Annotated in this window: 13 protein-coding genes; 9 read left to right on the top strand and 4 right to left on the bottom strand. The window is 43.7% G+C overall.

Annotated elements, in window-relative coordinates; translation table 11 throughout:
• Positions 1 to 213: 213 nt before the first annotated feature.
• From BJP37_RS22290 to BJP37_RS22280, 3 genes are all read left to right on the top strand, one after another.
• Positions 214 to 465: a hypothetical protein gene (locus BJP37_RS22290; protein WP_075902058.1), complete on the top strand. Its 252-nt coding sequence runs from the start codon at positions 214 to 216 to the stop codon at positions 463 to 465.
• Between the two features lie 54 nt (positions 466 to 519).
• Entirely contained in the window at positions 520 to 1,695 is a 1,176-nt protein-coding gene (gene mltA / locus BJP37_RS22285) for a murein transglycosylase A (RefSeq protein WP_075902056.1), read from the top strand.
• Between the two features lie 171 nt (positions 1,696 to 1,866).
• Entirely contained in the window at positions 1,867 to 2,085 is a 219-nt protein-coding gene (locus BJP37_RS22280; RefSeq protein WP_070394319.1) for a hypothetical protein, read from the top strand.
• Here the strand turns inward: BJP37_RS22280 and BJP37_RS22275 are convergent.
• Complete coding sequence (locus BJP37_RS22275; protein WP_075902054.1) at positions 2,082 to 3,728, bottom strand: ABC transporter substrate-binding protein; 1,647 nt, start codon at positions 3,726 to 3,728, stop codon at positions 2,082 to 2,084. The genes BJP37_RS22280 and BJP37_RS22275 overlap by 4 nt on opposite strands.
• A gap of 418 nt (positions 3,729 to 4,146) precedes the next feature.
• Here BJP37_RS22275 and BJP37_RS22270 point away from each other — a divergent pair, with 418 nt between their 5' ends.
• From BJP37_RS22270 to BJP37_RS22255, 3 genes are all read left to right on the top strand, one after another.
• Positions 4,147 to 5,424 (top strand): DUF6745 domain-containing protein, encoded by a 1,278-nt coding sequence (locus BJP37_RS22270; RefSeq protein WP_229415410.1) that lies wholly within the window; start codon positions 4,147 to 4,149, stop codon positions 5,422 to 5,424.
• Positions 5,425 to 5,719: 295 nt separating this feature from the next.
• Positions 5,720 to 6,514 carry an RNA methyltransferase gene (locus BJP37_RS22260; protein WP_075902050.1) on the top strand — a complete coding sequence of 265 codons (795 nt, stop codon included), beginning with the start codon at positions 5,720 to 5,722 and terminating at the stop codon, positions 6,512 to 6,514.
• A gap of 232 nt (positions 6,515 to 6,746) precedes the next feature.
• Positions 6,747 to 8,216, top strand: coding sequence for a serine hydrolase (locus tag BJP37_RS22255; protein WP_075902048.1), 1,470 nt, complete (start codon positions 6,747 to 6,749; stop codon positions 8,214 to 8,216).
• Between the two features lie 32 nt (positions 8,217 to 8,248).
• Here BJP37_RS22255 and obgE read toward each other — a convergent pair whose 3' ends face one another.
• Entirely contained in the window at positions 8,249 to 9,298 is a 1,050-nt protein-coding gene (gene obgE / locus BJP37_RS22250) for a GTPase ObgE (protein ID WP_075902046.1), read from the bottom strand.
• Positions 9,299 to 9,444: 146 nt separating this feature from the next.
• Positions 9,445 to 10,146 (bottom strand): Mo-dependent nitrogenase C-terminal domain-containing protein, encoded by a 702-nt coding sequence (locus tag BJP37_RS22245; RefSeq protein WP_075902044.1) that lies wholly within the window; start codon positions 10,144 to 10,146, stop codon positions 9,445 to 9,447.
• A gap of 135 nt (positions 10,147 to 10,281) precedes the next feature.
• Here BJP37_RS22245 and BJP37_RS22240 point away from each other — a divergent pair, with 135 nt between their 5' ends.
• The 3 genes from BJP37_RS22240 (at position 10,282) to BJP37_RS22235 (ending at position 11,892) form a co-directional block, all read left to right on the top strand.
• On the top strand, positions 10,282 to 10,662 hold the full coding sequence (locus tag BJP37_RS22240; protein ID WP_075902042.1) for an EamA family transporter: 381 nt from the start codon (positions 10,282 to 10,284) through the stop codon (positions 10,660 to 10,662).
• Positions 10,663 to 11,001: 339 nt separating this feature from the next.
• Complete coding sequence (locus BJP37_RS42790; RefSeq protein WP_229415409.1) at positions 11,002 to 11,223, top strand: hypothetical protein; 222 nt, start codon at positions 11,002 to 11,004, stop codon at positions 11,221 to 11,223.
• Positions 11,224 to 11,892: a WecB/TagA/CpsF family glycosyltransferase gene (locus tag BJP37_RS22235; RefSeq protein WP_293066428.1), complete on the top strand. Its 669-nt coding sequence runs from the start codon at positions 11,224 to 11,226 to the stop codon at positions 11,890 to 11,892.
• A 448-nt stretch (positions 11,893 to 12,340) separates the two neighbouring features.
• Here BJP37_RS22235 and BJP37_RS37160 read toward each other — a convergent pair whose 3' ends face one another.
• On the bottom strand, positions 12,341 to 12,538 hold the full coding sequence (locus BJP37_RS37160) for a hypothetical protein (protein WP_143727740.1): 198 nt from the start codon (positions 12,536 to 12,538) through the stop codon (positions 12,341 to 12,343).
• Positions 12,539 to 12,645: the final 107 nt, after the last annotated feature.

Below are 12,645 nucleotides of genomic sequence, written 5' to 3'. Positions count from 1 at the left end.
ATCACAATACCTGAATCATTTTACTTCAGTATAGCAGTTTGCAGACACGCCCTAAGTAGTCTGTGAATGTCAAGCAAGACTGGTGGATAAAGGACAAAGGACGTGTAAGGGGATTTGGTGTATTGGGAATCTCTTTGACCTTTGTCCTTTGACTTTTTGCCTTCCCCTTCAAGGTCGCTGATAATAGTTGGGATGGATTAAGGAGAATTTTCTATGCCAAGAACCCCAGACGAGTACGCTGTTCACATTCTTTTGTCAAGTGGTCACCGGGAAGAAGTACGGTTTGCCACAATTAAAGAGTTTCAAAAGTGGTATAGTGGCGAACTTATCCCAAAATCTAACTCTGAAGACTTCATTAGCGTACCCATTAAAAATGTTCAAGGGGAGTACATGGTTGTACGTCCTGCTCGTATCACTGCTATGCGGGTGGAACCTATTTTCTCTGGTAGCGTCGAACGTTTTTAATACAGCTTGACTGCTTTGACTGGGCAATAGCTGGTGATTGAATTCTTGGCAAGTATGAGAAAAACTCTAACTCGGATTTCCCTGACTATAGGAATAGCCCTCCTAGCGATTAGTGGTGCTGCAGTTGCTAGTGTTCCGCTGGAAGCGGTTCAACCAGAGACTGTTCAGTTCAATCAGGATCCATTGGGTTTAGATGAACAGCTTTGGAAGCGTCCTGGTGGTCAGTCAGGGGACTGGCGAGTGATGTTGAGGGCGATAGACAATAGCTTGCGTTATCTGAAAACCCCTAGTGCGGCTAAAGCTTACCAAAACTATTCCGTACCAGGAGTAACTCGCGATCGCGTCCGTCGTTCTCTAGTCCGTTTTCGGCAACTGCTGATCAAGTCCCCTACTCCTCAAGCGTTGCAAACTGCTATCCAACAAGAGTTTGTCTTTTACAAGAGTGTGGGGAAGGACAATCAGGGAACTGTTGGGTTCACGGGTTATTTTGAGCCAGTGTATGCTGGGAGTCGCACACCTAGTGCTGAGTATCGCTATCCCCTTTACCGACTACCTTCTGATTTCCAACGTTGGCAAAAACCTCACCCAACCCGTGCGGCATTGGAAGGATGGGATGGTTTAGGGAAAAATAGCCCACTACGAGGGAAAGAACTAGTTTGGTTACGCGATCGCTTAGAGGCGTTTTTGATTCACGTTCAGGGTTCAGCGCGAGTTAGAATGCCGGATGGCACCTTGATGAGCGTGGGCTATGCCGGTAAGACGAGTCATCCCTACACTAGTATCGGGGGACAACTGGTTAACGATGGCAAGATGGAGCTAGAAGGACTTACCCTGCCTGCGGTGATCGATTATTTCCGCACTTCACCGACGGAACTGAGTCAATATTTACCCCGCAATAAAAGTTTTGTGTTCTTTCGGGAAACCAGGGGGGCACCTGCTACCGGTAGTCTTGGTTTGCCAGTAATGGCTGAGCGCTCGATTGCTACGGATAAATCTATCATGCCTCCAGGAGCCTTGGCCCTTATCCAAACTAGTATTCCTTATCCCAATGCTGTGGGTCAGTTGGAATCTAGGCTGGTCAGTCGCTATGTGTTGGATCAGGATACTGGTAGTGCGATTAAAGGGCCGGGTCGAGTGGATATATTTATGGGTACTGGTAAATTGGCAGGTAATCGGGCAGGGCTGATTAATGATACAGGAGAGTTGTACTATTTGTTGCTGAAAAATTAAGACCACAAAATAGTGCTCAAGCTTTAACTATAAACTTGAACTATAAAAAAAAACTTTAACTATCAAACTATACATAAAATTATACATAAAAATTTCCTCTAAAACACACCTGATCGCCTACATTACCCGTTGAAACTGAGAATAAAGGCTAAAAAAACGAGGTAGGTCAATATGAGTGGTTCTCAAGGGTCAAACCAAAATTATTTCAGTCAGCTTGATGTGGTTGCTGTGATGTTTTTCAGTTCTTTTGTACTTGGCTTTATTCCTATTAATATTGCTTTTAACCAAAACCTACCAGTTAATGAAGATTTTGTCAATCCAACAGAAGTAGAACTTTGGGGGGGTGAACTTTCCCCCGGCTTAAAGCACGGGGGCAGCCCGTTAACCTAATTTCCCTTATCAATCTCCCACAGTGGCAATTGTTGAATTGGGTCTAACTGGACATTCTTTAAGCCTGACTGGGCAAAAGCATATTCCTTTGGTTGCCATAACGGTATTAAGGGTACATCCTTTGCTAAAAGTTCTTGGATCTCAGCAAAAATCTGCTTTCGGGCGGCTGGATCTGATTCCTGACGCTGTTGCTGAATCAGTTTATTCATGCGATCGCTATAGTAAAAGGATCCCTGAGAGCGACTGGCTCCAGCTTCACACCCTTTCCCTTCGGAACCTTTAGTACAACTAACTAAAGGCTGAATAAAGTTATCGGGGTCAGAAAAGTCAGGATACCAATCGACTAAGGCACTCTGATAAACTCCCTTACCTAGATTGCCAAAGAAATTCGCTGACTCGACAGTTTGGGGCTGGATTTCCACAATCCCCCCAAGTTCCTGGGCAGCATATTCTTTGAGAAGACTCGCAAGTTGTTGTCGGGTTGCTGAACCTGAGGAATACCAAATTTCTAATGTCAACGGATTGTCTTTAGTAAATCCCGCTTTGGCTAGCAGCTCTTTGGCTTTGGCAATATTACCGTCACCGTAGGCGTCTTTGAAGGTTGGTTTGGAGACATCAAAGCTAGTTGGAATGATACTAAAGGCTGGTGCAGCTTGGTTTCTTAGCACCCGTTCGTTGATCAGTTTACGATTAACAATCGCAGCGATCGCTTGTCTGACTTCTGGTTTATCCAACGGTGCCATCTGAGTATTGAGCACCATGTAGTTAATATTATTGCTGGGAGATTCTATGACTTGCCAACCCCCAGATGCTGCTCCTTTTTGCAAACTGAGGATTTGATCGGGATCTAAACTTTGATAACCAATGTCTACAGCACCAGTTTTGATGGAATTGAATAAATTAGCGGAATTGGTGAGGATTTGAACATTTAATCCCTGATTGGGGGGTTTTTTACCCCAATAGTCTTCAAACACATCTAGGCGTATCCCATTAGGACTAAACTTAACTAGTTTATAAGGACCAGTGCCTACAAATTTGGTCGGTTCAAATTTACCACTACCAATTTCATAGGCATTGGGGGAAACAGCACAGGTTCCAGAAAAAGCTAACAGTGCTGGAAAAGCAGCGAAGGGATTTTTGAGTTTAATCGTCAGTTCGTATTCTCCAGAGGGTTCAATCGAATCTACCAAACCTTCCAAAAGAGAAGAGGGCTTGCCACCATTTTCGATAAACCGACGCAAGGAAAATGCCATGGCTTCAGCGTTAAATGGGGTGTTATCATGAAAGACTACACCTTGGCGTAGGGGAATGGTGTAAGTTAAGCCATCCTTGCTGATGGTAGGCATAGCAGTTGCCAGTTGTGGCACTAATTCTGAGGTACCCAGCTTGTAGGTATAAAGGCGATCGCCTAAGCTGTAATGGATATTACTAGCTGCTAGTTCGTAGGCATCGGCTGGATCGAGAGTTCTGGGTTTTAGGGTAGTACCAATGGTGAGTCTATTACTGTTACTGCTGCTTGAGGAACCTGTCTGTTGATTGCTAGGAGAACCACCACAACTAATAATTAGGAAGCAGCTACAGAGGAATAAAGCTAGGAATTTGGTAGTTGAACAGTGTTTGCGGGATAGGGGAAACCAGTTCATGCTTTGGTAATTGTGATTAGCGACGAGTAATTTCTTATCGTAGCTATCTTATAACTCCTTGCAAAAAATATAGCGTTTTAGAATACAGTGATGATTGATCTAGAGGGGGGTTCTTCCGTAATTAGTATGCTAATTTAGCATAAAAAATAAATTATCAAAATATCAAAGCTATATAACGTAGTAGGTTTATTTAATGTAATCTGTCATTTTAGCATAAAAGGTACCGAATATCCAGATTATTTAATCCTCAATCCTAAGTAGTCAAAAACAAGCTGATAGCTGATAGCTGATACCTGACAGCTGACAGCTGACCTAATTTGTGAATAATTGTTACAAAAAAACATACTTTAGTGTAAAAACAGCCAGCTTAACTTGAATAACTAATTAGATCCCATAACTCCTAGCTAACTACCGTTGGATGAAAACACTCCCCCACTTACTAAACTCAGCACTCAGCACTCAGCACTCAGCACTCAGCACTATTCTCAAATCGGGATTTAATGGGAATATCAAACACAGGTATGGCGATATGTGGCAACCCAATATAAAAAATCTTACCCCAGAGCAAGAAACTTTAATCCCAATTTATCAAGAAAAGTGGCATAACTTATCTTTATTGACTGGAGCAATTGATCGTCACGAAGCAACATTAGCCGTAAACGCTGCCTATACAGCCATTGGCAAACCAGTACCAGATATTGTTTTTTGTGATAGCCCTTACGATTTTTTTCAAATTATCCTGAACCAACTCCAGCAACACATTGACAGCCAACTAAAGAGTCAACTCCAGCCAAGACTGGAGAGTCAATTAATCAATCAACTACGGCAACATCTCAACACCCAACTCGGCAAAGAACTCCAACAAGAGCTACTCTACCAACTCGGGCGAAAGCTTAACATTAAACGGATTAGCCGTCAACTTGAAGAGAAACTGTGGCAACCCTTGGACACTTCCATGGGAACCCAACTACACAGGCAATTACAAAACCAATTGTTATATGAACTAGATACCTCAACAGTTAGTCAACAGCGAATTCGACTGGGCTTGCAAGTAGTTGAACAACTTGGGACTGAATTGAGACTATTCATGTCACCCTTATACTGGAGTATTGACAGTAGTCGGTTTGACTTTTATATTTCCGTCTTAAATTGCCCTCACCATCAAACCACATGGGAAATATTCCAATCCCTAGTCAAACACTGTAGTTGGATGTTCCCATTTGAAAACATCTGCTTCGTTTGCGATCGCCCAACCAAGCTCTCATTTGACACTCAACACCGCCTTCATAGAGAAGGACAGCCAGCCATGGAATTTGCTGATGGTTTCAGCTTATACTCCTATCACGGCGTGATTATACCAGAAAAATACGGGACAGTCAACCCCAACCAGTGGCAAGCTGAATGGCTTTTAGAAGAACCCAACGCTGAACTTAGGCGAGTCCTCATTGAAGGAATTGGTTACGCCCGAATTTGCCAAGACCTAGAAGCACAGCGATTGGATTCCTGGCAAGAATACACCCTATTAAAAATTAATAACGATATCGATATAGAGCCAATTTTTCTACTCAAGATGACTTGTCCTAGCACCAACTTTGTTCACATTATGCGAGTGCCGCCTGATGTAGAATCAGCCCGTGAGGCAATTCGCTGGGTAAATTGGGATACTGATCCAGAGGAATTTTTAGTCCAGACTTGAGTCCAACTCAGGTTAATATCAAGTGGTGAATACCAAAGTTGCCCTCAAAGATAGCACCATGTCTTGATGCAGTCGCTTCCCCATCAGCAGGGACAAGAGGAACCAGGACTGAAGCAGCGACTCTACCTGTAGGGTGCCTTAATAACGCACCCTATACCATCAGCGTGTTTGTTGCCCAGTTTTGGGTAAGTCCTGAACTTGCACAAATGGTGCAACTGTTTTGTGCTGGAAGGGTGACTTTCAACCTACACGACAAGGGAGGCCTGGGCAAGAACAACCTTCTTAAACCTTGAAAATGTTTATGGGAGTCAGGATTGTTTTAGTAGAACCCGCTGGTCCATTGAATGTGGGTTCTGTAGCGCGAGTGATGAAAAATATGGGGTTATCGCAGCTGGTGCTAGTGAATCCTCAGTGTGACCATCTCAGCCAAGAAGCACAGCAGATGGCAGTGCATGGGGTAGATATCTTAGAAAAAGCCCAAGTCGTAGCAACAATACCAGATGCCTTAGTCGGGTGTCAAAGAGCGATTGCAACCACTGCTCGTAGCCGCGCCATCCCCACTACTCTCGAACATCCCAGAACCGCCTTACCCTGGTTATTGTCAGCTGGCGTAACCTCTGCCCTGATTTTTGGCCCTGAATCTAGGGGATTGAGCAATGATGAACTCAATCATGCTCAGCGGTTTGTCCGGATTCCCACTAGTTCCACCTATCCAGTCTTAAACCTAGCCCAAGCCGTAACAGTTTGCTGTTATGAACTTTATCAATATCAACTTTATCAAAGTACACAGCAGCCATCACCAGTCCCAAGTCAACCCTTATCCCCCATTCCCTCTTACCAAGATGCTGCTCCTTTGGACCAGATAGAACGCTACTCTAACCATCTAGAAGCCTTATTATTGAACATTGGTTATCTTTATCCCCATACCAAAGCAGCACGGATGGAAAAGCTGCGACGTCTATTAAACCGAGCAACCCCCACCACAGAAGAGATCAACATGCTCAGAGGAATGCTCCGCCAGGTAGAATGGGCGCTACAATTTTTACCAAAGTCTGGGGTAGATGATCCATCAAAACCAAACCAGTCCTAAAATAGGCTTGCATAGGTTGTATTGGAGGTGTGATAGATGGGCGCTTCAACTGTTGGTACTAGATCAAAACTCTGTAATCGGAAGACTCAAGAAAAACTGAAAGGGAAGCTTGATAGCGCTACATCCATTAAAGTTCTCTCCCTTATCATTAGACCATACTCAGAAAATTCCGAGAACTAGCAGATTGTTTCGGGTTTTATGTATCTGGTAAACCTCAGCCTAAGATTCAGCAGTGGAAAAACAACAGAAACCAACCTCCTCCCGCCGCCGCCCGCGTCGCCACCTTAGTAAACAGCCACAAACTAAGGAGATTAAACCCTCCAAATCCCAACCAAAACAGAAAGCGCGCCGCCAAAGCTCATCCGCAAAATCACATAAATCTCGGTCAACTCCGCCACCTACCCCGCGTACCCGTGCTCGTCTATCCCGTTCACCAAACTCTTCTACAATTCCCTCCAGTCAATCCCAGCTGAGGGTAGCATACCGAACACCCCAGTTACCAAACCTTCGTAGAAGACTCAATCCCTTTGCTACACGAGCGTCCTCATCCTTGCCCACCATAACCAATTCTCGTAATCCAATTCGGCAACGTCCTCAGCCACAATTAGTTGCTGATTTATCCCCTAAATCCTCCAAAACAAGCCAACTAAAAGCTAGACTACCCCTCCCAACCCCCAATCACCAATCTGTACAAATTCGGAGAACTCGCCGAGAGCGCCGTTCCGAAAACTCCTCTACCAGGCTATGGATTTTGATTATCCGTTTGCTGATTGTGGGAATTGGTCTCGGAGCGATCGCAGGTACCGTATTATCGAGCTTGGGTACTGCTAGCCAACCATCTACCAAAACCACAGACAATGCTCCCATTGAAGTCCAGCAGACTTTGAGTCAGACAATTAGTTCTCAATTGAAACCCCTGCTGCTCAACAAATCTCCCTTACAAAAACAAATTCAAACTCTAGTAAAGCAACACCCCCAATTGCAACCCGGAATCTTCATCCATGATCTCGATACCGGTGCTTTCCTAGAATCAAATAGCCGTCTGATTTTTCCTGCTGCTAGCACCATTAAGTTACCAATTCTAATTGCTTTCTTTCAGGATGTAGATGCAGGCAAAGTTTTCTTAGATGAATATATAACCATGAAACCAGAGATGATTGCTGGTGGTTCTGGAAACATGCAATATCAAAAACCAGGCAAACAGTACAAAGCTCTGGAAGTAGCAACCAAGATGATCACCATTAGTGATAACACTGCTACGAATATGCTGATTGAACGTCTTGGTGGCATTGAAGTTCTCAATCAACGATTCCGCTCTTGGGGTTTGAAAAAAACTGTACTGCGCAACCCCCTACCAGATTTGCCAGGAACAAACACCACTAGCCCAAGAGAACTGGCTAGTTTGATTTTTCACCTTGAGCAAGGTAAGTGGATTTCTCCCCAATCTCGTACTGACCTGATCGATATCATGATCCAAACTAAGACCAACACACTATTACCCCAAGGACTAGGTAATGGTGCCACCATTGCCCACAAAACTGGCACCCTTGGCCGACTACTGGCCGATGTAGGTTTGGTAAAAATGCCCAACGGCAAGCGTTACATTATCAGCGTAATGGTCAAACGCCCCTTTAATGATGCCAGTGCCGAAAAACTGATTCGCACCATTTCTCGACAAGCCTATGACTACTTGAATAATTAGCCATTTATAATTAGTTATTTATTAATTACCGGTTAAACCTTGAGAGTTGACTGTTGAAGGTTGAGTGCTGCCTTTGAGCAATCTGCTACTGACAACTGATCTAGAGATTGCCAGATTTTCGATAACAAAGCATCCAAGCCGATTTTAGCAACAGCTGAAATTGAAAAAACTGGTACCTGAGTAAGCTGATTTAGGTAAGTAGACACCTCATCGATCATGTCTTGATCAACCGCATCTACCTTATTAAGGGCAAGAATTTGGGGACGTTCTGGCAATTCTCTGCCATAGGCTTGTAACTCCTGTTGAATGGTTTGATAATCAGCAATCGGGTCAGCAGCAGTAATATCAATCAAATGCAGTAACAACCGAGTGCGTTCGATATGACGTAGGAAGTCGTGACCCAGACCAATACCTTGATGAGCTCCAGCAATCAACCCAGGAATGTCAGCAAATACAGTACCATCCCCAGTTGGTTTACGAACCACACCTAAATTCGGAATCAAAGTGGTAAAGGGGTAATTGGCTATCTTGGGTCGTGCCGCTGAGAGTGCTGAAATCAGAGTAGACTTACCAGCATTAGGTAGACCAATAATGCCCACCTCCGCCAGTAACTTCAACTCCAAGCGTAACCTGAGTTGCTCTCCTGGTAGTCCAGGTAAAGCATGCTCTGGTGCGCGATTGTGATTACTCAGGAAATGCCGATTTCCCAAACCTCCTTTACCACCTTTGGCAACACACAGCATTTGCCGAGGTTTCACCAAATCCCCCAGCAGTTCTCCTGTGTCAGCATTGTAGACAACCGTGCCACAGGGAACTTCAATAATGCGATCGCTACCATTTTTTCCCGTCCGATTATTAGGGCCTCCCCGACCCCCATTCTCAGCTCGAAAGCAATGGGCGTATTTGAAATCTAGCAATGTTTGCAGGTGCTCGATAGCATTGAAAATCACGCTACCCCCCCGACCACCATTACCCCCCGCCGGTCCTCCAGCAGGAACATACTTTTCCCGCCGAAACGCCACAATTCCATCGCCCCCGTTACCAGCGACAACTTCAATTTCTGCTTGGTCGATAAATTGCATAATTAGTTTTTAGTCCTTAGTGCTTAGGTCTTAGTCCTTAGTGTTTTCTTGACATCAGTCAGTTGAACCGATTCCCCTTAATTAATCTAACTACTAATGACCAATGACTAATGACTAATGACTAATCACCAATCACCAATCACCACTTATAAATATGCTGAAACATCTTCACCACAATCATCGGCTAAATAAGATAAAGCCCGGAAGCGCAAGCCGACTAACTGATCATAGAGAGGATTAAGCTTACACATCGGTGGGATGTGGACGATTTTGTGATTAAATAGCTTCACGTCCCGTTCAAACGGACACTGAGAAGGAATCAGTTTACACATAAATCGAGCGACCCGTGGGTCATTAACATCCATACCATCTAACCAATCCCGCATTGGCTGTAGAATATCCGAATGGGGATGGTCAGAACTTCCTGGTTCTTGAGCTAAGGCATCAGCAGAATCGCTTTGCTCAGTTGCCTTACCGTCATAAAGAGTTACCTGCAGTGATTCAAGAGCCTCAACCTTATGACCTAGCGCTTCACAGAACTGGTGTAGAACATCAGCTTCAGTCGCAGAGTACACCCCATCTGCCAAGGCTACCATTACGGCAGTTCGTAGAAAATTCTCTGCCGTTGTGTTATCCTTACCTAAAGCTGCTGCTAGTTCTTCAGGAGTAATGGGTTTATCAAAAGACTGCAAATCAGTGCCAGGAGCCAATTTCTCTTGGGTGATTTGAGCCATAACCTCTTGTTCTTCTGGGTCAAAGTGACCATCAGCCCAGGCAACGGCAAATAAACCCCGCAGCCAAGCTGAAATTTGTTCTTCGGTGTAGGTAGCAGAGCTGGAAATAGCCATAAATACTTAAAATCAATCTCCTAACACTATTTTAGGAGCAATCACAATAACTTAAGCTCCTGAAGCTTGAAGCCTATAACATCAAAATAGCAATCGGATTAAGAAGTATCGACCAATTGTAATTCTCAGATATTCGTGACTCTAGCAGAATTTAGTCTTTTCTTAATGTCAGTCCTAACCAGTGCTATTGGACAGTTCTTGCTCAAAACTGGAGCCGAAAAGCTGGATAAAGTTAACGCTAGCAATTGGCTAGATCAGATATTCAGTATACCCAAGACCCCAGAAATTATAGCAGGGCTAAGTTGTTATGGTTTAGGGGCACTGGCATACATTTTGTTGCTGACGCGGGTAAATCTCAGCGTTGCTGGTCCATCAGTATCCTTGACTTACGTCTTCTCCGTACTGATGGGCTATTTTTTCTTTAAGGAAACCATCCCCGTTAGCCGTGGCGTGGGGTTGGGTTTGATTATCTGCGGTGTAATGTTGGTAATTTGGAAAAAATCAGTTAGTAATTAGTCATTTGTCAAGACCATGGATGTAAGCCTCTTGTGTACCCGGCTTTTTTAGGGGGGTAATGGGGGGATACCATCCAAGCATACAAGCCTTTTACCTCCTCAAGACTGACCCACTCAGATCTGTAAAATCAGATCTGTAAAACTGCTGTAATTCCCTATTGCCGGTTCTTTCCAGAGCCGAAGTTCCCTATTGGCTAAAACCTTAATTTCTCGATAACCTGGGTAAGTCCTACTTGTGATCGACACACATAACTTATTCATAATTTGGACATCATGAAAACGCGATCGCGGACAGCCGGTAGCAATACTGTAAATAATCACTACTCTAACTATTACGGCAATGGCCAGAAAAAATCAACTGAATGAATTAGATTATTTACCTGCTATTAATGTACATTTGCTAGAGCGTAGAATATCTTGTGTAACCGTCCCTAGGATTGTAGATGCCATTCATGCCGCTTGCGTTGAAGACAGAAAAATAACCGTAGCTAACTATAACGTACATAGTTTTAATCTTTCGATGCAGCTACCCTGGTTTTATGAATTTATCCAAAGTGCATAAATCGCCCATTGTGACGGTATGGGTATCTTAAAAGCCCTTAAGTTTATGGGGTACAATTTATCACTAAAATACCGCGCTTATTACACACTATTACTGCCAAAATTGCTGGAGAATGTTAACCAAAATAGCTTGTTAATTTTTCTGCTGGGGTCAAAGCCTAAGCATCTAGAAACAGCCCTTACTAACCTTAGACAACAATACCCCAATATTATTGTCAATGGTCACCACGGATATTGTGATAAAGAAGACCCCAGCCAAAATCAAGAGATAATTAATAAAATTAACCACACAAAACCTAATATTTTATTGGTAGGCATGGGTATGCCAATTCAAGAAAAATGGATTTGGCAGCATCGTAGTCGTCTTAATGTCAATGTGTTCATGCCTTGTGGTGCAGTGATCGACCGATTGGCAGGTTTGGTTCCTGACTGTCCAGAATTTATTTCCAATCTTGGTGGAGAGTGGCTTTATCGTTTATCCCGTGAACCCAAACGTCTGGCAGCTCGCTACTTACTCGGTAATCCAGCCTTTTTCTTTCAACTTGCTCTAGCTAAATTTTATGCACAACCTTTGAGAGTAGAGAAGAAGGGGTACATGCTAAATGGACAAAAACACAGTTTAGGCGAGCCTGTCAGCCTTCTTTCACCATTACCTCAGGGAATGAACTAGCAAAATCAGGATGCACCTGATCTGCAGCTGTTAGCGAGTTCTAGTCAGTAAACTCAGAATAACTGATAAAATTAATTTTAATAAAATTAAAATTAATTTTGTCTCAGTCATGGTGCAAGACCACCATGATCGTGATTCATACCAAGTGATACTAAGTTGCATTCATAGTTAGCACTTTCATCCCATCACCCCATCACCCCATCACCTCATCACCCCATCACTCCATCATCCCATCACCCCATCACCTTTTGAGAAAGATACTATCTTTGAGCCTAACTTAGTATCACTTGCCCATTAGCTACCCTTGACCTTTACAAAACACTTGGTATCTTTCAGGTATATTTCGGTATTTGAGAGTGTCGGTTCACTGATCACTATTGACATAGGCAAAATGCTGTGAATACCTTGGCAGCATTCCCCCAGTCAGCCTGCGGCCAAGCTGGGGGTCTTATGTGGTGTATAGTTGTATCCCAATTGTATAGACACCACAGAGGTAATTCACCAACCTTCCAAGATCGGGAGAGAGTTTTGGAGTTTCCACAAAGACACTGCTTTCATGATCGATAATTTTTATGGTTGAGAGTAATAGTGTTACTTTTTCTCCACTAATGGGAATTCTGTCATTAGATAGTCTGAGATTTCTCACTTAGCCAGGGCAATGCTTTTATTGCCCGTTTTCTAATTACTCTTGTCAATGCTAGGGCGTGTCTGCAAACCCAATAATTTAGGTTAGAGAGATTTGCAATCGCGAGC

This window comes from Moorena bouillonii PNG (genome assembly GCF_001942495.1).
Classification (GTDB): domain Bacteria; phylum Cyanobacteriota; class Cyanobacteriia; order Cyanobacteriales; family Coleofasciculaceae; genus Moorena; species Moorena bouillonii.
This window is presented reverse-complemented; position numbering and strand designations above follow the sequence as displayed.